This is a genomic window from Duganella callida (genome assembly GCF_004614165.1).
In the GTDB taxonomy this organism is placed as follows: Bacteria; Pseudomonadota; Gammaproteobacteria; order Burkholderiales; family Burkholderiaceae_D; genus Rugamonas; species Rugamonas callida.
Genome location: NZ_SPVG01000156.1, coordinates 39,409 through 58,663 on the forward strand (window position 1 = coordinate 39,409; position 19,255 = coordinate 58,663).

At 61.4% G+C, this 19,255-nt stretch carries 22 protein-coding genes; 8 read left to right on the plus strand and 14 right to left on the minus strand.

Annotated features, from left to right (window positions below; all coding sequences use genetic code 11):
* Positions 1-135 precede the first annotated feature (135 nt).
* Positions 136-867, plus strand: coding sequence for a class I SAM-dependent methyltransferase (locus E4L98_RS15345; RefSeq protein ID WP_135202428.1), 732 nt, complete (start codon positions 136-138; stop codon positions 865-867).
* 23 nt (positions 868-890) lie between these two features.
* Here E4L98_RS15345 and E4L98_RS15350 read toward each other — a convergent pair whose 3' ends face one another.
* Positions 891-1,469, minus strand: a complete 579-nt coding sequence (locus tag E4L98_RS15350; protein WP_135202429.1) for a cytochrome b/b6 domain-containing protein — start codon at positions 1,467-1,469, stop codon at positions 891-893.
* A gap of 107 nt (positions 1,470-1,576) precedes the next feature.
* On the opposite strand from E4L98_RS15350, the gene E4L98_RS15355 reads away from it, so the two are divergent.
* Entirely contained in the window at positions 1,577-2,584 is a 1,008-nt protein-coding gene (locus tag E4L98_RS15355) for a LacI family DNA-binding transcriptional regulator (RefSeq protein WP_205746737.1), read from the plus strand.
* On the opposite strand, the gene E4L98_RS15360 is transcribed toward E4L98_RS15355, so the two are convergent.
* The 10 genes from E4L98_RS15360 to E4L98_RS15405 all read right to left on the minus strand — a co-directional run bounded on the left by E4L98_RS15360 (position 2,574) and on the right by E4L98_RS15405 (position 9,593).
* Positions 2,574-3,368 carry a transporter substrate-binding domain-containing protein gene (locus tag E4L98_RS15360; RefSeq protein WP_135202430.1) on the minus strand — a complete coding sequence of 265 codons (795 nt, stop codon included), beginning with the start codon at positions 3,366-3,368 and terminating at the stop codon, positions 2,574-2,576. The genes E4L98_RS15355 and E4L98_RS15360 overlap by 11 nt on opposite strands.
* Before the next feature lie 11 nt (positions 3,369-3,379).
* A complete protein-coding gene (locus tag E4L98_RS15365) occupies positions 3,380-4,306 on the minus strand; it encodes an isoaspartyl peptidase/L-asparaginase (RefSeq protein WP_135202431.1) in 927 nt (308 codons plus the stop codon).
* The gene (locus E4L98_RS15370; RefSeq protein WP_135202432.1) at positions 4,303-5,037 is read right to left on the minus strand and encodes an amino acid ABC transporter ATP-binding protein; all 735 of its coding nucleotides are present in this window, start codon (positions 5,035-5,037) and stop codon (positions 4,303-4,305) included. The genes E4L98_RS15365 and E4L98_RS15370 overlap by 4 nt, the downstream gene beginning before the upstream one ends.
* 1 nt (position 5,038) lies before the next feature.
* A complete protein-coding gene (locus E4L98_RS15375; RefSeq protein ID WP_135202433.1) occupies positions 5,039-5,710 on the minus strand; it encodes an amino acid ABC transporter permease in 672 nt (223 codons plus the stop codon).
* Positions 5,710-6,369: an amino acid ABC transporter permease gene (locus E4L98_RS15380; RefSeq protein ID WP_135202434.1), complete on the minus strand. Its 660-nt coding sequence runs from the start codon at positions 6,367-6,369 to the stop codon at positions 5,710-5,712. Before E4L98_RS15380 ends, E4L98_RS15375 begins: the two co-directional genes overlap by 1 nt.
* 91 nt (positions 6,370-6,460) lie before the next feature.
* Positions 6,461-7,192 (minus strand): copper homeostasis protein CutC, encoded by a 732-nt coding sequence (locus E4L98_RS15385; protein WP_135202435.1) that lies wholly within the window; start codon positions 7,190-7,192, stop codon positions 6,461-6,463.
* Positions 7,185-8,102 carry an ROK family protein gene (locus E4L98_RS15390; protein WP_135202436.1) on the minus strand — a complete coding sequence of 306 codons (918 nt, stop codon included), beginning with the start codon at positions 8,100-8,102 and terminating at the stop codon, positions 7,185-7,187. Before E4L98_RS15390 ends, E4L98_RS15385 begins: the two co-directional genes overlap by 8 nt.
* 302 nt (positions 8,103-8,404) lie before the next feature.
* Positions 8,405-8,968, minus strand: coding sequence for a hypothetical protein (locus E4L98_RS15395; RefSeq protein ID WP_135202437.1), 564 nt, complete (start codon positions 8,966-8,968; stop codon positions 8,405-8,407).
* A 38-nt stretch (positions 8,969-9,006) separates the two neighbouring features.
* Positions 9,007-9,306, minus strand: a complete 300-nt coding sequence (locus E4L98_RS15400; protein WP_135202438.1) for a hypothetical protein — start codon at positions 9,304-9,306, stop codon at positions 9,007-9,009.
* A 44-nt stretch (positions 9,307-9,350) separates the two neighbouring features.
* Positions 9,351-9,593: a hypothetical protein gene (locus E4L98_RS15405; protein ID WP_135202439.1), complete on the minus strand. Its 243-nt coding sequence runs from the start codon at positions 9,591-9,593 to the stop codon at positions 9,351-9,353.
* A 255-nt stretch (positions 9,594-9,848) separates the two neighbouring features.
* On the opposite strand from E4L98_RS15405, the gene E4L98_RS15410 reads away from it, so the two are divergent.
* The 4 genes from E4L98_RS15410 (at position 9,849) to E4L98_RS15425 (ending at position 14,912) form a co-directional block, all read left to right on the plus strand.
* Positions 9,849-10,616 (plus strand): hypothetical protein, encoded by a 768-nt coding sequence (locus E4L98_RS15410; protein WP_135202440.1) that lies wholly within the window; start codon positions 9,849-9,851, stop codon positions 10,614-10,616.
* 115 nt (positions 10,617-10,731) lie between these two features.
* On the plus strand, positions 10,732-12,636 hold the full coding sequence (locus E4L98_RS15415; RefSeq protein WP_135202441.1) for an ATP-dependent nuclease: 1,905 nt from the start codon (positions 10,732-10,734) through the stop codon (positions 12,634-12,636).
* Positions 12,633-14,300, plus strand: a complete 1,668-nt coding sequence (locus tag E4L98_RS15420; RefSeq protein WP_135202442.1) for a UvrD-helicase domain-containing protein — start codon at positions 12,633-12,635, stop codon at positions 14,298-14,300. The genes E4L98_RS15415 and E4L98_RS15420 overlap by 4 nt, the downstream gene beginning before the upstream one ends.
* A gap of 129 nt (positions 14,301-14,429) precedes the next feature.
* Positions 14,430-14,912 carry a DUF488 domain-containing protein gene (locus E4L98_RS15425; RefSeq protein ID WP_135202443.1) on the plus strand — a complete coding sequence of 161 codons (483 nt, stop codon included), beginning with the start codon at positions 14,430-14,432 and terminating at the stop codon, positions 14,910-14,912.
* Here the strand turns inward: E4L98_RS15425 and E4L98_RS15430 are convergent.
* The 3 genes from E4L98_RS15430 to E4L98_RS15440 form a co-directional block, all read right to left on the minus strand.
* On the minus strand, positions 14,869-15,696 hold the full coding sequence (locus E4L98_RS15430; protein ID WP_135202444.1) for a DUF8757 domain-containing protein: 828 nt from the start codon (positions 15,694-15,696) through the stop codon (positions 14,869-14,871). The two genes, E4L98_RS15425 and E4L98_RS15430, sit on opposite strands and share 44 nt — an antisense overlap.
* 297 nt (positions 15,697-15,993) lie before the next feature.
* Entirely contained in the window at positions 15,994-17,322 is a 1,329-nt protein-coding gene (locus tag E4L98_RS15435; protein WP_135202445.1) for a Swt1 family HEPN domain-containing protein, read from the minus strand.
* Between the two features lie 128 nt (positions 17,323-17,450).
* A complete protein-coding gene (locus E4L98_RS15440; RefSeq protein WP_135202446.1) occupies positions 17,451-18,377 on the minus strand; it encodes a hypothetical protein in 927 nt (308 codons plus the stop codon).
* A gap of 58 nt (positions 18,378-18,435) precedes the next feature.
* On the opposite strand from E4L98_RS15440, the gene E4L98_RS30375 reads away from it, so the two are divergent.
* Both E4L98_RS30375 and E4L98_RS15450 read left to right on the plus strand, forming a co-directional pair.
* On the plus strand, positions 18,436-18,651 hold the full coding sequence (locus E4L98_RS30375) for a hypothetical protein (protein ID WP_205746738.1): 216 nt from the start codon (positions 18,436-18,438) through the stop codon (positions 18,649-18,651).
* A 21-nt stretch (positions 18,652-18,672) separates the two neighbouring features.
* Positions 18,673-19,164, plus strand: coding sequence for a hypothetical protein (locus E4L98_RS15450; protein ID WP_135202447.1), 492 nt, complete (start codon positions 18,673-18,675; stop codon positions 19,162-19,164).
* Positions 19,165-19,255 lie beyond the last annotated feature (91 nt).

Consider the following 19,255-nt stretch of genomic DNA (forward strand, 5'->3'; position numbering starts at 1 on the left):
GTCTCGGTTAGTTGATGGAAAGCGGGCCTGCGCCACGCGAACCGTATATTCCTGACAATGCAAAAAAGGTTCATGATCCGGAGTATGATGCGGGCAGCCGCCCTCCGATGCGGCGCCAACCTGAGGAGATATTGAATGAAACAGCAATTCGCCCAAATCATGCTCGCACTGGCGGGTGTTACGGCATTCGGTGCGGCGGCCTACGCCGCGGACAACGCCGCCCAGTACCAGGCCGCCATCGCCAATCCGGCCCGCACCGATGCCGATCGCAAGGACGACGCCAAACGCAAGCCGGCCGAATTCCTGGCGTTCGCCCAGGTCAGGCCGGGCATGAAGGTGCTGGATGTGGCCACTGGCGGCGGCGCGACCGCCGAATTGCTGGCCCTTGCGGTCAGCCCCGGCGGCGAAGTCTGGGCGCAAAGCGCCAAACCATCGGAGAATCTGGACAAGCGTCTGGCCGCCCATCCACAAGCCAATCTGCATCCGGTGGTGGCGCCTTTCGAGAATCCCGCTCCGGCCGGGGCCGGGCCGTTCGACCTGATCACGCTGATCATGAACTATCACGACCTGGTCAACGCCGGCGTCGACCGCGCCGCCATGAACAAAAGCCTGTACAACGCGCTGAAGCCGGGCGGGCATTTCGTCGTAATCGACAACGCCGCCAAGGATGGCAGCGGCTTGAGCGACACCAAGACCTTGCACCGCATCGATCAGGCCACGCTGGTGGCGGAAGTGACCAAGGCCGGGTTCGTGGTCGACACCACCAGCGACTATCTGCACGTGAAGGATGATCCGCGCGAGCTGCCGTTCTTCAAAATGGACGGCCGCCCCGATGACAAGTTCGTGGTGCGCTTTGTGAAAAAATAAGCCGCTCGTGCGACCGCCTCCGGTCAATCGTCATGGCCGCGCTTGCGGCCGGTGATCATCGCCCGCACCAGGTTCTCGTGATGCAGCCAGCTCGAGATGAGGACGCTGACCACGTGCAGTATCACCAACCCCAGCATCAGATTGGCCAGCGACTCGTGGACCTCCTCCATCCAGTCGCCGGCACGCTCGGTGTACAGCAGCCATCCGGTGACCGCGAGGGCGATAGTGAGCAGCAACATCAGCAGGATGGCCAGGCCGCCGGCCGGATTATGGCCCGTGTAGTGGAGCGGTCGGCCAGCCGCCAGCGAGCGCAGGTAGGCAATAATCGCTCCTGGTCCGCGCACGAAACTGGAAAATCGCGCATAACGGCTGCCGAAACATCCCCACAGCAGGCGGAAACCCACCAGCGCCGCCATGCTGTATCCGAAAATCACATGGACCAGCCGCCAGTCCTCCATCTCGGCGGTGAGATAGGCGCCGGTGAAACTGATCACCATCAGCCAATGGAACAGGCGGACGGGCAGGTCCCACACCTGAATCAGGTGCGGCTGGCGGGCAGAGATCGCGTCGGTGCCGGACGCGGCGTCATTATCTTTCATCATCGGCTCCCGGCGATGCGCAAGCGCTTGAAAGGCGCCAGTATGCGTTCTTCAACCAGCACTTTCCATGCGCTGGATCAAACGTCGGCGACAACGCGAGGGAAGGTATAATGACAGCCATGAACGACGCCCTGAAACCTGTACCGGAACCGACGTTGTCCGACGTCGCCGCGTTGGCGGGTGTGTCGCGGGCGATTGCCTCGCGCGCCTTGTCGGCGCAGCCGAGGCCGGTGTCCGCGGACAAGCGCGAACGGGTGCTGCGCGCGGCCGAGACCTTGGGCTTCCGCCCCAATCCGCTTGCGCGCGGGCTCGCCAGCAAGACCGTGAACCTGGTCGCCATCCTCGTCAACCACATCCACGACCTGTCCGACCTCGACCTGTTCGACCTGCTGCTGGCGGAAATCCAGGCGATCGGCAAACAGGTGATCTTCATCCGTGTCGGTGACGGCGAACATGCGGAAACGCTGCTGCGCGACAGCGTCGCCTATCACGTCGATGCGGCGCTGGTATTTTCCGATTTTGCCGACGCGGCCACCGTGCGCCGCATGTTCCGCAACAATGCGGTGCTGATGCTGAACGGCCATCAGGACGCCTGCGCGCCGTCGGTGACGATGGACGAAGATCAGGGTATCCGCGCAGCGGTGGCCGACGCGGCGGCCAAGGGCGTGCGCAGCGCGCTGCTGCTGACGGGACGCACCATGTCGCTGGTCGAGCAGGCCCGCATCGGCTACTACCGCGCGGCGCTGGCGCGGCACGGCATCGCGCTGCTGGGGGAGCTGGCCGGCGATTATTCCTACGCCAGCGGACGCGCGCTGGCGCGGCAGATCGATGTCGACGCCACCGGCGCCGTATTCTGCACCTCCGACGCCATGGCGATGGGCGTACTGGACGCGCACCGCCAGCATTTTCCGCAGCACCGGCCGCAGCGCTTCCGGCTGTACGGCTTCGACAACATCTCGCTGACGCAGTTCGATGCCTATCCGATTTCGTCGATCGGCGCCGACAGGCGGGATTACGTGGCGCAGATCGTGCGGATTCTGAGCGACCCGGCGCACTTGGTGCAGGGCTGCGGCCAGGTGCTGGTGGCGACGCGTTTCGTCCCGCGCCTTACTGGCTGAGTGGCGTGAGTGGTGGCGGCACCGCCTTGCTGCCCCACCATTTCCGGTAATTTGCCGCGTAGGCGCCGGACTGGATGTAGTCCGAGACGAATCCGTTCACGAATTTCAACAGCGCCGGATCGCCCTTGGCCATCGCGATGCCGATCGGCGTATTGCCGTACATCGCGGGCAAAGTCTCCAGTTGATCGTTCTTGCTGGCCAGGTAATCGAGCAGCGACGAATCCTCGATGCCGGCGTCCGCGCGCTTCTGCTGCAACAGCAGGACGCCGTCCGGCGCGAAGTTGTCGGTGTAGATGAACACCGCCTGCGGCGCCGACTGCCGCAGGAAGGTATCCGCCGTGGTGCCGCGGCCGACCACCACGCGCTTGCCGTTCAGGTCCGCCAGCGTTTTTACGTGCGCGCTCTTTTGCGCGATGACCCGCAGGCCTGCCTGATTGTAGGGGATGGAAAAGTCCACCACGCGCGAGCGTTGCGGCGTGATCGAAACATTGGCCACCACCAGATCGAGCTGCTTCGACATCAGCATGGAGATGCGCGCGTCGCTGGAGACATCGGAAAAGCGCACCGGCACGCCCAGTTTCGCCGCCAGCTGCGTGGCGACATCCACGTCGTAGCCAACCGGCTGATTGCTGGCGTTGCGGAAGCCCACCGGCTCGCCGCCCAGCGAAACGCCGATGCGCACATAGCCGCGCGCCTTGATTTCCTCGATGCGGCCGGCCAGCGCGGACGCCGCAGCCAGCATCAGTACCGCACCGGCGGCGTAGCGTTTCAGTCGATGCTGCATGATCTGTCCTTTCAAGGTTGAATGGCGGTGGCGACGCGCAGTTCCGGCGCGGCCATGCGCTCGTCCCAGTACCAGTAGCGTATCTCATCGTCGCAGCGGTAGTTCACTACCTGGTGGTTGCCCTTCGCGTCCATGGCGTGGATTACCACACCGGCCAGGAAGCCGGTCTTCAGCTCGGACAGTTCCTGCACCGCCAGCTCAACGGCATCCGCCAGCGAATGGCCCAGCCGCAGCGCCAGCACGATGCTGCGCGAAGTTCCGCAGCGCATGGTCATCTCGCCGGTGTGGGTGCAGGCGGCGGCGCCGTAGCGGCTGTCGGCGTAGAAGCCGGCGCCGGGAATCGGCGAGTCGCCCAGCCGGCCAGGATACTTCCAGGCCCAGCCCGAGGTCGAGGTGACGACGCCCAGGTTGTCGCCGCCGTCGCGGCCCAGGAACACGGTGGTGTCGCGCACGCGTTCGGGATCGGTGATGGCGTTGCTGAGCGGGGCCAGCGCGATGTCGGGGAAGGCGGCCAGTTGTTCCGGCGACATCTCCTTCTGCAACCGCTCCCACCAGACACGCTTGCTGTCCGGGTGGAGCACCTCGTCCAGCGCGAAACCACGTTCGCTGGCGAAGCGACGGGCGCCGGCGCCGGTCAGCATCACATGCGGCAGATGCTTCATCACCTCGTGCGCCAGCGCGGACACGGGCAGGGTGGCCGGCACCGCGCCGACCGCGCCAACGTCGCGCGTGGTGCCATCCATGACGCCGGCGTCGAACTCCATTTCGCCCAGCATGTTCGGCCAGCCGCCGTAGCCGACGCTGCGCACCTTGGCTTCGCGTTCGACCCTGGCGATGCCGCTGACCATGGCGTCGATGCCGGCGCCGCCCTGTTTCAGCAGGTCCACCGTGGTGTCAAAGCCGGGCCATGCCTCGGCGTTCGCAAGCAGCATTTTCATGATTTACTGATCTTTGTGAGGAATTGGGCAATGCGCGGCTGCGCCAGGCCGCCGTCGGCCGCGAAGAACCGTGCGGTCGGCAGATCGGCCAGCAGCCGGCCTTGATCGAGGAAGACGACGCGATTGGAGATCTGCCGCGCGAACTCTATTTCGTGGGTGACGAACAGCATGGTGGTGCCTTCCGCCGCCAGCTTGGCGAGGATGGCCAGCACCTCGGCCGTCATTTCGGGATCGAGCGCGCTGGTGACTTCGTCCAGCAGCAGATAGCGCGGCTTCATCGCCAGCGCCCGGCAGATGCCCACGCGCTGACGCTGGCCACCCGAGAGCTGGGCGGGATAGGCGTCCGCGCGCGCGGCCAGTCCCACGGAGGCGAGCAGCGCGTGTGCTTCTTCCTCGGCCTGACGACGCGGCACCTTCAACACTTCGACCGGCGCCAGCGTGATGTTCTGCAGCGCCGTCATGTGCGGATACAGATTAAACAGCTGGAACACGGTGCCCGAGCAGCGGCGTGCCAGTTGCAGCTGCTTCGGATCGTCGACGCGGTGGCCATCGACGGAAATCGTGCCGGCATCGAGCTTTTCCAGGCCGTTGATGCAACGGATCAGCGTCGATTTGCCGGAGCCGCTGGCGCCGAGGATGGACACCACTTCCCCCGGCGCGATGCGCAGGTCCACGCCATCGAGCACCGTGTTGGCGCCGAAGCGTTTGACCGCGCCTTCGATCAATATCATGCTACAAACCCTTCCATTGACTGTGCGCGCGCAGGCGCGTTTCCATGCGGGCGCAGGCCCTGGCGATCAGCCGGGCCATCAGGTAATACAAAACGCCGATCACCGTCCAGACGATAAAGGGCTTGAGCGTGCGCAGGTTGAGGATTGCGCCGGCCTTGGTCAGGTCGATCACGCCGATCACCGAAATCAGCGACGTCACCTGCAGCTGGTTGACCAGCAGCCCGGCCAGCGGACCGAGACCGAAAGCCGCCGCTTGAGGCGCGACGACGCGGCGCAGCGTTTGCCAGCGGCTCAAACCGAACACGCGCGCTGTTTCCAGCTGCTCGCGTCCCACCGATTCGATGGCGGCGACCGCGATCACGTAGATGAACGCCGCCGTGTTGGCCGACAACGTGATGAGCGCCGCCTTCACCGGCGTCAGATCGGTTTCCAGCAGCACCGGCAGGCCAAAAAACACCAGGAACAACTGCACTAGCACCGGAGAATTCTTCAGCAGCTCGGCCAGAAAGGCGATCAATGGCGCCAGCAGCGGCACGCGATAATAGCGCAGCAGCGCCCAGGCCAGGCCGGTCAGCAAGCCGATGGCGGTGGTGGCGGCGAACAGCGCGGCCGACACGCCCAGTCCCTGCAGCAGCAACAGCAGATCTTGTACGGTGAAATCGGTATAGCGCATCAGCCCAGATCCCGGTTCAAGTGGCGGTGCAAGGCGCCGGCAGACAGCGACACCAGCCAGGTCATGGCGGCATACAGCAGCAGGAGGAGGGCATAGACCTCGAACGGCTGGAAGGTATCGGCGGCGACGATCTTGGCACTGCCGGTCAACTCATTCAGCGTGATCGCCGACAGGATAGACGACGTCAGTATCAGATTGACGAACACCGCGCCCAGCGGCCGCACGGCGCTGCGCAGTGCGATCGGCAGCAAGATGCGGCGGTAGATCGTGAGTCGCGACAGGCCGCTGACCTGCGCCGCCTCCAGCACGCCCGGATCGACCGCCAGAATGCCGGCCCGGATCACATCCGAGACGAAGGCGCCGCCGGCCAGCGACAAAGCCAGCACGCCGGTAGCGAAGGCGCTGAGCTCTACGCCGATTTCGGGCAGACCGTAAAACAGGAAGAACAACTGAACGATGAAAGGAATATTGCGGAAGACGTCCGCATAGATATCGGCCGCACGGCGCGCCAGCTGCGACGCGCCGGTACGCATCAACGCCGCCGCAGTGCCCAGCGCCAGACCGCCGGCCAACGCCAGCGCGCAGGCGAGGGCGGTCAGCCGCGCACCGGCTGCCAGATCGCCAAGATAAGGTTCAAGCGTGGTCGGGTCGAACGTCAAACAAAGGGCTCCCGCTAAAAGTGAAACCGGTTTCACCGCAAACCCGTTGAGTGTCACACAAAGTGCCGTGCATTTCAAGGGCGAAGCGTGGTCAGGCCCGCAGCGCGGCTTTCAGCGCGGCGACCTTGGCGCTGCTGGTCTGCCGGCGGCCACCGGAATCGAAGCCGAACGCCAGCACCCGCGCCGACGCATCAGGCGCCGGCGTCGAGCACGACGCATGGACGTCGGTCAGCGGCAGGCGTGCGCGCAGCAGGCCCACATTGCCTGCGTTGATGCCGGCGCCGGGCATGATGGCAATGCGGCCGGCGCCAGCGTCGAAACAGCGCTGCAAACCGTCCAGACCTTCGGTTGCGCTTGGGGCGCCGCCGGAAGTCAGAATCCGTTCGAAGCCCAGATCGACGGCCAGGCTGACTGCCTGCGCGAGATCCGGACACAGATCGATGGCCCGGTGCAGCGTGCAGCGCAAGCCAAGATCAGTCGCCCGGCGTGTCAGCCGCTGCAAAGTAGCCGCATCGAGCTGCCCGCCCTGCAGCGAAGCGCCGAGGACCACGCCCTGCAGGCCGGCTGCGGCGACGGCGTCGATTTCGCTCAGCATGAGCTGCGTTTCAGCGGCGTTGAAGCGAAAATCGCCGCCACGCGGACGTATCATGGCCACCACCGGCACCGGACTGTTTGCCGCTGCGCGCAGCAGACCGGCGCTTGGCGTCAGGCCGCCGATTTCCAGAGCACTGCATAATTCGATGCGGTCGGCGCCACCGCTGACTGCAGCGCCCAGGCCAGCGATACTGTCGATGCAGACTTCCAGCGTGATCGCGTTACGCATATTTGTGGCCCAGCTTTTCCAGTCCCAGCCAGGCCGCGCCGATTAATCCCGGCTCGGCGCCCGACTGGCCTGGCACGATGATGGGCGTGTCCGTCTTGCGCAGAATGGCCGCGCGGACCGCCTGATCGAGCCGCGCGATCAGCGGAGCGCTGTTGGCCAGGCCGCCGCCGACCGGTAGAATCGAGGCGCCGACGGTATTCACCAGCATGGCCAGCGGACCGCTCAGCAGGTCGATGTAGCAGTCCACCGTACGTGCAGCGCAGGCATCGCCGGACTGCCAGGCGCCGATGATGTCGCGGCTGTCCATGGCTTGCTGGTGCAACGTCACATGCAGCCGTTCCAGCCCGCGCGCGCCGCCCACGGTATCCAGGCAGCCAATCTGCCCGCAACCGCAGGCAACGCGCGGAATCGCCTGCGGCGGCGATCCGGCCAACTGCGCGGCCACCGGGCCGTGACCCCATTCGCCGGCGAAGCCGCCAGGGCCGCCGACCAACCGGCCGCCAATCACCAGACCGCCGCCGACACCCGTGCCCAGGATCAGACCGAACACGCTGGCGTGACCGCGACCGGCGCCGGCCTGGGCCTCGGCCAGTGCGAAGCTATCCGCATCGTTGATGATCCAGACAGGCAAGCCGAAAGCGGCGGCCAGATCGTCGGCGAGCGTGCGGCCGTCGATGCAGGGAATGTTGGCGCATTTGATGCGTCCGTCCGCCGGATCGATCACGCCGGCGATTGAGATAGCGATGCCGCGCGACGGGCCGCCGGCAGCGATCAGCGCCTGCATGGCGGCGGTGAAGGGGGCAAAGTCATGAGCCGGCGTCGGCACCCGATGCAGCTCGCTGATTTGGCCGTCGGCCGCCGCCACGGCACACTTGATGGCGCTGCCGCCGATATCGAAACAGGTAATCATGACGTAAATGATAAAGGCGAAAGGTGCGAAAATACCACGAATTTTGGTGGTGAGAGAACCACGGCCAGCAAACCCATAATTTCGCATAATTTGTATTATGTCAAATTGGATGAGAATCAAACGGACGATTTCAAGGGCAATAAGCGCATGGCCGTACGATGAAGCAAAAGTGTGACTCTTTGCGAAGCAAATGTGTGACTCCCCGGCGGATATGAAGCAAATGTGTGACTTTCCCCGACCACGCCCTATGGAGCTAGTCGACACCGCCTCGGTTTCGGACGCTTCTCTCGCCCGGCCGTGTCCTAGTCGCGTGTTTGTTCTGGCAGCTTGAGATCGACCGCGCCGTAGAATGCTTGGCTTTGGTCGTGCGTCAGCGCGGTCATTTTGGGTGAAGTTCCGATGCCTACCACGAGGAACTTCCCGCTGTGTCCTGGCGGCAGATTTACGGCATCCCGGGCGGCCTTCAATGCGCACAGCATGCGCAGACCGTCTGCGGAATTTACCCAGGCGTCGATGTTTTCGATCAGCATGACGAACGGCGTCCCGCCGTGCGTAATTTGGCGCACCAGGTCATTCAAGTTTGACGTGCGCTGCTCCCTCTGGTCGCCCTTCGTCTGATCGTGGGCAGCCGCGACCACCGTTTCGAGCACGTCGCCGCCGCAGAGCTCGTCCGCGCGCACGCGCACCACGTGGGTGCCGGCCTTACTCAGTTTGTCGGCGAGTGCACTGAGAAAAGGTATTTGTAGCGCCGCGTTATTTTCCGCCGAAATAAACACGGCAGATTGATAGCCCTGGTCGAGCACAAGCGGCGACAGCAAACTGCAGCACAGGTCGTTTGCAGAATTATCGAGTACGGTGTTCAGCATGAAATTGACGACCAGCCTCCCGCAAAAGCTCACCTAACTCAGGCCACGACGTCGAGCCGCCCCGGCCACCGCGTTACGATGGGTTCCACGGACAGGTCGATGATTGCGCCCGGCGCTGGATGCAGTTCCAGGGCGTGCGCGATCGCCACTCTGGCCGCGTCGTGGCATTTGTCGTCTCCGGCTTTTTCAGCCCAAGCGTCGTCGAACTGCAGATTGAAATGCACGGCCCTGGCCTGGTCGTACGCACCCGCCCAGAGGGTCACGTTGGCCAGATGGCCCAGCATCCTGGCCTCGGCCAGGCGGCGGTCATCTGGACCCAGCATGTAGTTGAACCGCATCTTGCCTCCTTGTTGGACGACAGCTGTCGGCGTAGCGCCTGCCGTCAGCGTTTTTTGATCGATTGCGAGGTGAGCGAGCCGGCTAGCTGCTTTGTTGTGGCGCTGGAATTCGGGTTATGCAGGGCTCCTGACGCTTTCGCTTCCATCGCCTTGCCCGTGGCCTTATTGGTGCCGGACTGTGCCAACGCGCTCCCGGCTAAGCTGCGCTGGATAGCCGACGCATTCGGATTGGACAACGTGCGCCCAGCGGTCGACGCGACCTTCCCGCCTGTAGATTTGCCTGCCATAAAACCTCCGCAATAAGCTGGATGACTATATGTAGTGAAATTTTCTTCTATAGGCACTATAGCTTGTGGATGAGATATTGCAAGAATTTTCACTCGCAACAGCAAGTGCGCGTCTCGAAGCGCTGAAAATCCGAGCGTGAAACCAACCGGCCGTTTCTCTAAATCATTTACCTTAATCCATATTAAGGTAAATAGTGCATTTTGACAGTTATAAATATACCTGTTAATGTACCCATACTGACCTCAGGACACCGCATGCCACGCCCACCCTTTTCCCTTACGGATGACCAGGCCCGTGCCATTTCCGCTGGCGTCGCCCAGCTGGAGCTCGACTATCCGATCGATCCCCAAAATCACCGCCCTTTCGTACGCGCATTCATCCGGCTGGTGCATACGGCAACCGGACGCTTCTACAGCCCCGCCGTCTACCGGCGTTTGCTCGGCGCCTACGCGCAGCACCGGCGGCCGTCGACCTCCACGCTCGCCGCCGAAAAAGCCGCGCTGGCCGCTGAAACCACATCCGTTGAACCGGCATCCGAGGTGGCAGCAACACTTTCGATGCCATCTGCCCTGCCCGCATTGATCGCCAACGCCGTTGCCGACGCGATGGCCCAGAGTTGCCGCGTGGATGGGATTGCCGCGGCTCAGGCGGCCTTTTACGCCGACCGGCTCCGCGAAACCGAGTTGGAACTGCGTACAGAGAGAATGAATGCCGCGCAGCTACTGGCGGCGTTAAACCAGTCCCGCGAAACTGCTGCGCAGCAGGCAGAAGAAACTGGGAAATTGCGCGGCGTCGTGGCCGCGCAAAGCGAGGCGATCACCAAGCTGACCGCCGAAGTGAGTGACCTCAGGAAGTTCGCGCTGGTGGCCATCGACGACGCGCGCGGCGAAACACGGACATGGAAGGATCGTGCCGCGTATCTTGAAAGCCAGCGTCAGCTCGACAGCCGGCTCCTGGAGACGTTCCGCCAGAAGGCCTATCGTAACGGCGCCGATATTCCCGAACTCCTCAAAAAGACATAAACAGGTCCGGGTGTGACGAATGGAGAGAATTGGAACACCGCTTTTCCTCAATACTCTCCCTCTGGCAAGCACAACAACCAAAAAAAAACTCATCCAATCTAGCGAGCACCCAGCCATGAACCTGCACCACATTCGCCTATCGAATTTTCAATCCTTCGGCCCAGACCCCGTCAGCTTCATCGTTCCCGAGTTGTGCTACCTGATCGGGCCCAACGGATCGGGCAAGACCGCCGCGCTGCAAGCGCTCTGCCGGCTCTTTGCGTTCGATCCGGCCCTGCGCCGTATCAAGAAATCCGATTTTCATGTCCCGCACGACGAAGCCGAAGTGCCGGCCGAACGCAAGCTCTGGATTGAGGTCGATTTCGTGTTCCCCGAGCTGGAGGACGGTGATGAAAGCAACGGCGTCGCGCCCAATTTCGGCCACATGCGGCTCGACGAGGCCGATGGCCTGGTGCGCGTGCGCTTCCGCTTGGAAGCGACACTGTCCGATGCTGGTGAAATCGATGAGTCGCTGGTCTACGTCCTCGACGTGAAGGAGGATGGCACCATTGTCAGTACCGCCCAGGTACCCAAGGCCGAGCGCAACGAAATTCACGTTCACTATCTGCCGGCACGCCGTGATCCGGCGGACCACATCGCGTATGGTGCCAACGCTTTACTGGGCAGGATGCTGCGGGCGGTCAACTGGGACAACGAGCGGGCCGACATCAAGGAACTGACAGACCAGATCACCGAGCGCCTGTCGAGCAACCCGTCCATCAGCGCCTTTAGCGACTGCCTTTCCGAGACGTGGACGTCGCTGCACAAGGGGAGCTACTTTGCCGATCCGAAGATCACGTTCGCGGCTTCCGAGGTGGAAGCACTACTTCGCCATCTGTCGATCTCCTTCTCCCCGGCACACGACGATCGTGTTGCGGATTTCTCCCGGCTGAGCGACGGCCAAAAGTCCATGTTGTACCTGTCCCTGGTGGTGTCATCCCACGCGATCGGCCGCAAGGTGCTTGCGGGAGAAGATACCAGTTTCGATGTCGAGAAGTTGCGCCCGCCGGTCTTTACGATCATCGCTATCGAAGAGCCTGAAAACAGCCTGTCACCGCATTTCCTCGGCCGTATCGTCAACACCCTGTCTAAGATCACCAGCGACGGTGATGCCCAGGCGCTGATCGCCACCCATGCGCCCTCGATGTTGCGACGCGTACCGCCGGAAAACATCCGCTACCTTCGCTTAAACACGGCACGCACCACCCAAGTGAGATCCATACGCTTGCCAGAGGCGCAGGACGAAGCGCATAAATTCGTCCGGGAGGCGGTGCAGGCCTTCCCGGAGATCTATTTTTCGCGGCTGGTCGTGCTCGGTGAAGGCGACAGCGAGGAAATCGTCCTTCCGAAGTTACTGCGCGCAAAAGGGGCGCCCGTTGATGAATCGGGCGTGACGGTGGCGCCGCTCGGCGGGCGCCATGTCAACCACTTCTGGCGTCTGCTGTCTGAACTCCAGATCCCCTACCTCACGCTGCTGGATCTGGATCTGGCCAGGTTCGGCGGTGGCTGGGGCCGGATCAAGTATGTGAACGACCAGCTCGGAAAGTACGAGCCGGCCAAGCAACTACCTGCTGGTTTGGGCGTACCCGAGTGGAACAGCGACACCTATCCAGTGCTCAACTTTTTGCATTATTTCGAGCAGTTGGAACTACGTGGCGTTTTCTTCTCCTCCCCGATGGACCTTGACTTTGCGCTGCTTGAAGCCTTCCCCGTTCAATACGGCGCATCGCTAGAAGACCCTGGCGCTGATACCGTCAAAGCCGTGCTGGGCAAAAGTCACCACAGTGCACAGCAGTATGGGCAAGCGCAGTTACACCTATTTGGCACTTACCACAGCTTGTTCAAAGTCGGTAGCAAACCTGCCGCGCACATCGAGGCACTGGCACATATCACCGACGCGGCGATGCTGGCGGCTATGCCGCCTTCGCTGGCGCGGCTTGCCAACGCCGTGATCGCACGCTTGGCGGAGTTGCCGGAATGATCGCCCCAGAGGCATGGGCCCCGGCCGACGGGCTGACGCTGGAGCCGAACGCGTTGCGCGCGGCCACGGAGCGACAGGCGAACCTGGCGCTGACCGCAGGGCCAGGTGCAGGCAAAACAGAGATGCTGGCGCAGCGGGCTGACTTCCTGCTGCGCACCGGCACATGCCGCTATCCCAAGCGCATCTTGGCCATATCGTTCAAGGTGGACGCCAGCACCAACCTCAAGGAGCGCGTGAAGCGCCGCTGCGGCGTCGCGTTGGGACGCCGCTTTGACAGTCATACCTTCCACGCCTTTGCCAAGCGCATTATCGACCGGTTTCGCCCGGTGCTCACCGGCGCCGATGCCCTCGATCCAGGCTATCAGATCGGAGAGAGCCGCGTCGCGCGTACGTACATCACGTTCAAAGACCTCGTCCCGCTCGCGATCAAAATATTGCGGCAGTCGCCAAGCGCCCGCAATGCCATTCGCCAGACCTACACCGACGTGTTTCTCGATGAGTTCCAGGATTGTACGGGCGACCAGTACGAGCTGATCAAGGTGGCGTTCACGGGAACAGCGATCCGCATGACTGCGGTCGGCGACGTCAAGCAGAAAATCATGGGCTGGGCCGGTGCGCTGGAGGGGATATTTCAACTGTATGCGCATGACTTCACGGCCGTGCCGTTGAATATGTACCGCAACTTCCGCTCGCAGCCTAAGCTCCTACGCATGCAGAACGACATTATTCGCGTGTTGGACCCAGCCTCCGTTATGCCGCCTGAGCAGCTGGCCGGTGAAGGAGGCGAAGTATTTGCCTGGCGTTTTCCCGATAGCCGGCAAGAGGCCGAGTATCTGGCCAACCTGATCGCGGGCTGGACACAAGGCGGCAAATTGGCGTACTCCGAGGTGGCGATACTGGTGTCCAAACTGCCAGATCAGTATGCCTACGACCTGATGGAAGCGCTCACACGCCTGGGTATCCCGTATCGCAATGAAACGCAGCTGCAGGACTTGTCGGCGGAACCGGCGGCTCGGTTGATTGTCGATTTCCTTGCCTGCTTATACGGCCAGCGCGAGCCGAAGGCCTGGACAAGGCTATCAGAGCAGTTGTTGCCATATGACGATGACGATCTGCAGTCCGCCAAGCGACGCGCCTTTCACCAATTTGTGAAGAAGCAGAGGAAAGAAGTCGCGGTGGCGCAGTTGCTCGGCGGCCCCTACGACGGTTGGTGGGAGCACGTGGTGCAGTTTCTCGGCATGGTTGGCCTGGAGACGCTGGTTGCCCTGTCGCCGGACTATGAAGCCCACGCTCGGCTGAGAGAGGTCATCCAGCACGTCAAGACGAAGATCGAGGAGTTGCTTCAACTGGAACCGGTGCTACCATCGGCACTGAATCGGTTTGCTGACGATCAGGCGGTGCGTTTGCTGACGATCCACAAGAGCAAGGGGCTGGAATTTGATTCGGTGATCATGCTCGGGATGGAGGCAGAGACATTTTTCGGCAATGCAGCCGACGAGCGTTGTGTGTTCTTCGTCGGGGTCTCGCGGGCAAAGCGCCGACTGGTGCTGACCTACGCGGATCAACGGCCCAAACCGCCGAACTACCAGAAGCGATGGGATGTCATGCGTCGCCCGCACAACGAGTTTCTGGGGTACGCTGTCCCCTTTCTGGTTCCTGCATAGTGCAGCAGAGCCGGCGTGGGCGCCAAGCCAGCAGGCTGACGAAATGGGGCGGTGAATCGGCGCGCGCGTGGCGCTGGCGCGGTTCATCGGCAGAAATCGTGTAAACTGCGGCCTCACAAGGGATAGATTATGAGTATTTTTACAATCGGCTACGAAGGGTTGGATATCGACCAGTTCATCAAGCTGCTGAAGCTGGGCAAGGTCGATACGGTGGTCGACATTCGCGAACTGCCGCTGTCGCGCAAGCGCGGATTTTCGAAGAACGGGCTGCGGGAAATCTTGCAGGCCAATGGCCTGGGCTACCGCCATATCGTCGCGCTGGGCTGCCCCAAACCAATCCGCAACCAATATCGGGAGGATGGCGACTGGTCGCGCTACAAACGCGACTTCAAGCGCTATCTCACCAGCCAACGCGCCGTCGTGGCGGAGTTATCCGAGATTGCTCAGGAAAGTCATTGCGCCCTGCTTTGCTTTGAGGCCGATTACCAGATGTGCCATCGCTCGATGGTCGCTGATGCCGTCCAGCAGAACTGCGGGCTGCAGGTCAACCATCTTCAAGCGGGTGCCCTTAAAATAAGCAGCCCTGCGCAGCGTCATCTGGCGCTGGCTTAGGCGGATAGATCAGGCTGATAATCAGCCACTGATGCTGGAAGCGGTGGATGTTCCCCATCATGAACATCAAATCGCGTGCAGCGAATTCGCGCTCCAGTTTTGCCCGGAAAGGCGTTTCCCAACCGTCCCCATGCGACTTGCGGCAGTTCCGGAACAGCATGGCCACTTCCCAATCCACGATCTTGTGACGGTAAGCGCGTTCGCCGTCGGGCGTGTCGCATAGATAGTGGTAGTGAAAATCGAACGGCATCTTTTCCAGCAGCTTGAGTTGCTTGCGCTGTTCGTCTTCTGAAAACAGGTTGCCCTGGCTTTGCTCCTGCGATAGCTTGGTCAGTTCCTCATCGGTCCACTCGGGGTTGCCGACGGCCGTGATCTCCAGCCGTTCAAGGCGCTTGGGACGCAGCAGCGCCAGACTGACCTGCTGCCCTTGCCTGGCCTGTTCCAGCGCGTCGAAGCTGGCGAACGTGGGCATTTTTTCCCACCACTGGCGACGAAGCGTCCAGCCCTTCTCCGGCGGGATCGTGTCTCCCGTCTGGATTGTATCGACAAACACCTTGTGGCTTTCGGGACGATGGTCGGCGGGGGATTTTTCGATGCGCAGCGTCACCCACTGCCACTTCTGAAATTGCTGATTTTCAGCGATCATGCGAAACGGTACGGGATACAGGCGGCGCATCTGGCCATGTTCATTGATGCCGGCGACGCACGATGTTTCGGTATGTTTGGCGCTCGGTGAGGGATAGGTTTTCGCCAAGATCAGAATGCGCTCCACTTTGCTCGCCATGCGCCTGCCTTCCAGAATAGGTATTTGGAAACTAGTATTGGTTTTCTTGCATCATATCTCTTTTTCAACCTGTTGTGCACGGGATGCGGCGCCGGCCGGGATTCGTGTTGTTTTCGCCAAAGTGAGGCTAAGCTGATGATCTAAAGAGGAAATTCAGGATCTCGGATCTCATCGTCATCTGCCGTAGCCGATCCATCCTCCATCGGGCAACGGGCAACTGGCAACGCATCGTCCCTTTAGGACTGGCCCTTCAATGCAATTTTCGGCCATCTGCCGGCCGCTGGGCCTATGCTCTCGTTAGTTGTTCTCGGTTTCGGCTTCGGCGTCTGTCGGAATCGTCCGGCGCATGGCAATCTGTAAGCGGCGTACCTCGACATACAGGAAATCCATGTCCTCCTGGGTCAGTGGACGAGAGTGCATGACGGCGTTGCGAATGGGCGCGAGGCGAACGAACGATTCCGCGACCGATTCCGGGCGCTGGAAATAGTCCTTGAAGAATTCCGTCCAATTGTCGCTTCGGGTGATGATTGGCGCGTAGTCCGGAAAATCCAGGTATTCCACCGCAGGGTGACTCTTTCCATTGATGCGCAGGTCGTCGGCGCGGCGCTGCCTGATGGTCTGCGCGATACCAGCGGGGACACGTTGTTTGGTCCATGCATGGCCGTGCACTGCCTTCAACTTGCCGTCAATGAATTGTCTGAGCTCCCGCTCCAGTGCCGCCAACATCTCTCGCGCCTCGCTTGCGAGTGCGTAACCGTCAACCTCGACAGAAATTTCGGTCTGGTCGGCATCGACGGCGACATCGACGGTCATCGAGGGGGCATCGATCAATCCAGACAGATACAGCCCTTCTAACCGGGCGGCGGCAGGTAACGTGGAGAGCGCCGCATCGTAGCCATGCGCCAGATAAAAATCGCGACGAGCGTAGGCATCGGTGAACACCTCGGGCGGCAAGCTGGTCACCTTGGACCAGTCACCGAGCACCTTGCGCGTTGCTTCAGTCACCGCGTCGCTAAATGGATTGGCGGCGTTAATCGCCGCGCCAAGCACTTGCATCTCCGTCAGCGCACGTATTGAGGACATCGGCTCCGCTTCGTTGAGCCAGGGCTGCTGCCGTAGCAGGACCGACTGCTTCATTGTTTCAAGCCACGAGGACGGCGCCGCGGTCGATAGCAGCGAGCTTTCGGCAACCACGCGTTTTACTTCCCGCTCCAGCAACGTGTCCCAGGTCGGCAAGCGGTAAAGGTCTTGCGCACTGGCCAACTGTCGAGCAGCTTCGATCTCAGCATAGCTCTTGCGCAGTGTGGTCAGTTCCCGCACGCTCTGCTGCGCCAGCGTCTCGGTCACGCTGGGGGCAGCAAGCGCCATTTGGCGTAATGCTGGATCTTCCAAGGGCGCCAACAGGTTCCTCACCCGGTTCTGTTCGTCCAATGCAGCCTGCACGGCTGACAGCTGTGCGACGTCCGGCGTCGCCGCTGCAAGCGCATTCGCCAAGGCATCATGGGGCGAGATCAGCCGTTTCAGTCGTTCCTGCTCATCAAATATCGCTTTGGCGCCCGCAAGGTCGGCGTACAAGCGTTTTTCAAATTCATTCATGTTGATCCCGGACTCGATGTTGGCCATCATGCGCTTGTCCCACCAAGCGTTTGCAGGCGCACATTTAGGTTGCTGCTGCTGTTCTCAAGTGTAACAGAGCCATTATGCAATCGACTTCTGAGGCCGCCGGCCCGTCCAAGGCAATAGCGTCTCCCCTCCTACATACCCATACGATCGATGGCGCCAAGTTCCTGTGCAATTTTCCAATCCGGATAAAGCAGCGCGTACAGGTGATGGATCGCCTTCATCACCATCGTAACGTACTCAATCGCTTCGGCCTCGCTGATCTCGACGGCCTGGGGCTGATGTACCAGTTGATTGCGCTTTTGCGCCCCATCGTTGAGCTTCTTGACATAGGGCGACTTCACGCCGGCGTACTTGAGCAGCACCTCGCCGTACAATTTGCTCAGCGGTGGCGACGGCAGATGAACCAGCAGCGATTCAAGGTCCGGCTTCACGCGGGCGAGACATTCCTTCACGTCCAGCTCAGCCGCAATCGTGGCGTCGATCCATTTGAAACGCGGGCTTTCCTCCTGGATGGCGCGATACAAATGGCGCATCGCCAGGAAAGGCTTATAGCCTTTATCCAACCCTTCCTGCACCGCTGCGATGATCTGGGCGGTGAGTGGGATACTGCTCTTAAAACCCACAGTTCCATGCGTCAGGTTGGCAAAGGCGTGGAACGTCACTTGGTCTTCCGACCAAGCCAGATCATGCAGACCGGAGACGACCTCGTCACGGATCTGGTCAAAGCCCAGAAAATACTTGAGCTGCTCCAGTACCTGCTTTGCCTTTGCAGTCATTTCCAGTTTGATGGCATCAACGGTTGCAGCGCCCGCCTCGGGGTATTCGCTGGCGTACATCATGTTGGCGGTGTGAAGCCAGGTTTTGAACTCGTCGTCGACGTCCACCGACGGCAAAACGACTTGGACCTTACCGCCCGCGAAATCCACGATCACGCTGACAAGCACCCCGTTTGCACGCGGCAGGGTGAATTTGATGGGGCCATTGGGTGAGCGCGGCCGGGTGCCGGGCTTGTCTAGGAAACCGATGAAGAAATACGCGCGGAATGTCAGTTCAGTCATAAGGTCAGTCAATGTTTGTGCTGGTGATGGATGTCTGGACACCCATCTTGGTGATGGAATGTACGAGCATATCTCTCAAATGGGCTTCGGCGCCGCAGCAGCGGAGTATACTGACGCGTTCTTCAAGAATATTCAATGGAATGCCTTTGCCGCGCTGTTGGAGAAGGTCGCGAAAGGCTTGACGCACTGGATCGATGCCACCCGGGCGCCGCAGCATTGGGGCCGATCGCCGCAGTGTCATGCTAGTATCCGAATCCCGCGCAATGCAGCATAACGAAGATAACTGGAGGCACCGATGCGTTCGTTGGCCGAAGAGATTCCTGATGTGCAGGTGCTGGTCGCACTAGCGCCCGAAGAGCTGGCCTACACCGTGTTAAGGCTGGCTAGCGTCAACGAACAGAATGGGTTATTTCATCCCGCCTCGTTCGAGACGCAGGCGGGCGGTCCCCGCTACCCGCCAGAGCGCACGCGCCAGGCCGAACTTGCATTAGGTGAAGCACTGGCATGGTTGACCATCAACATTCTCGTGATGCCTGCGCCGGGCATCAACGGGAACAACGGCCACATGATGATCACGCGGCGTGGTCGCAAAGTGTTGCGGCGTGAAGCATTTGACCAGTATCGTCAGGCTGCGGCTTTTCCCAAGGCGCTGTTACACCCGAGGATAGCAGACCAAGTCTGGCTGAACTTGGCGCGCGGCGACTACCCTACTGCGGTGTTTCAGGCGTTTCGGGCCGTTGAAGAAGCTTCAAGGCGGCAATGTCATCGGGCAGATCGGCTGGGCTGAGCATGCGCCAAGTTTACGCGAGGCTTGTAACGTTTACAAGGCCGACGTGGGCTTCCAGGTTCGCTCTGGCCGCCGCCAGTCTATGCCTTCA

Excerpts from the sequence above, each read along its gene's own strand:
- E4L98_RS15345 (WP_135202428.1), top strand. The coding sequence starts at position 136 with ATGAAACAGCAATTCGCCCAAATCATGCTCGCACTGGCGGGTGTTACG.
- E4L98_RS15350 (WP_135202429.1), bottom strand. The coding sequence starts at position 1,469 with ATGATGAAAGATAATGACGCCGCGTCCGGCACCGACGCGATCTCTGCC.
- E4L98_RS15355 (WP_205746737.1), top strand. The coding sequence starts at position 1,577 with ATGACAGCCATGAACGACGCCCTGAAACCTGTACCGGAACCGACGTTG.
- E4L98_RS15360 (WP_135202430.1), bottom strand. The coding sequence starts at position 3,368 with ATGCAGCATCGACTGAAACGCTACGCCGCCGGTGCGGTACTGATGCTG.
- E4L98_RS15365 (WP_135202431.1), bottom strand. The coding sequence starts at position 4,306 with ATGAAAATGCTGCTTGCGAACGCCGAGGCATGGCCCGGCTTTGACACC.
- E4L98_RS15370 (WP_135202432.1), bottom strand. The coding sequence starts at position 5,037 with ATGATATTGATCGAAGGCGCGGTCAAACGCTTCGGCGCCAACACGGTG.
- E4L98_RS15375 (WP_135202433.1), bottom strand. The coding sequence starts at position 5,710 with ATGCGCTATACCGATTTCACCGTACAAGATCTGCTGTTGCTGCTGCAG.
- E4L98_RS15385 (WP_135202435.1), bottom strand. The coding sequence starts at position 7,192 with ATGCGTAACGCGATCACGCTGGAAGTCTGCATCGACAGTATCGCTGGC.
- E4L98_RS15390 (WP_135202436.1), bottom strand. The coding sequence starts at position 8,102 with ATGATTACCTGTTTCGATATCGGCGGCAGCGCCATCAAGTGTGCCGTG.
- E4L98_RS15395 (WP_135202437.1), bottom strand. The coding sequence starts at position 8,968 with ATGCTGAACACCGTACTCGATAATTCTGCAAACGACCTGTGCTGCAGT.
- E4L98_RS15400 (WP_135202438.1), bottom strand. The coding sequence starts at position 9,306 with ATGCGGTTCAACTACATGCTGGGTCCAGATGACCGCCGCCTGGCCGAG.
- E4L98_RS15405 (WP_135202439.1), bottom strand. The coding sequence starts at position 9,593 with ATGGCAGGCAAATCTACAGGCGGGAAGGTCGCGTCGACCGCTGGGCGC.
- E4L98_RS15410 (WP_135202440.1), top strand. The coding sequence starts at position 9,849 with ATGCCACGCCCACCCTTTTCCCTTACGGATGACCAGGCCCGTGCCATT.
- E4L98_RS15415 (WP_135202441.1), top strand. The coding sequence starts at position 10,732 with ATGAACCTGCACCACATTCGCCTATCGAATTTTCAATCCTTCGGCCCA.
- E4L98_RS15420 (WP_135202442.1), top strand. The coding sequence starts at position 12,633 with ATGATCGCCCCAGAGGCATGGGCCCCGGCCGACGGGCTGACGCTGGAG.
- E4L98_RS15425 (WP_135202443.1), top strand. The coding sequence starts at position 14,430 with ATGAGTATTTTTACAATCGGCTACGAAGGGTTGGATATCGACCAGTTC.
- E4L98_RS15430 (WP_135202444.1), bottom strand. The coding sequence starts at position 15,696 with ATGGCGAGCAAAGTGGAGCGCATTCTGATCTTGGCGAAAACCTATCCC.
- E4L98_RS15435 (WP_135202445.1), bottom strand. The coding sequence starts at position 17,322 with ATGATGGCCAACATCGAGTCCGGGATCAACATGAATGAATTTGAAAAA.
- E4L98_RS15440 (WP_135202446.1), bottom strand. The coding sequence starts at position 18,377 with ATGACTGAACTGACATTCCGCGCGTATTTCTTCATCGGTTTCCTAGAC.
- E4L98_RS30375 (WP_205746738.1), top strand. The coding sequence starts at position 18,436 with ATGTACGAGCATATCTCTCAAATGGGCTTCGGCGCCGCAGCAGCGGAG.
- E4L98_RS15450 (WP_135202447.1), top strand. The coding sequence starts at position 18,673 with ATGCGTTCGTTGGCCGAAGAGATTCCTGATGTGCAGGTGCTGGTCGCA.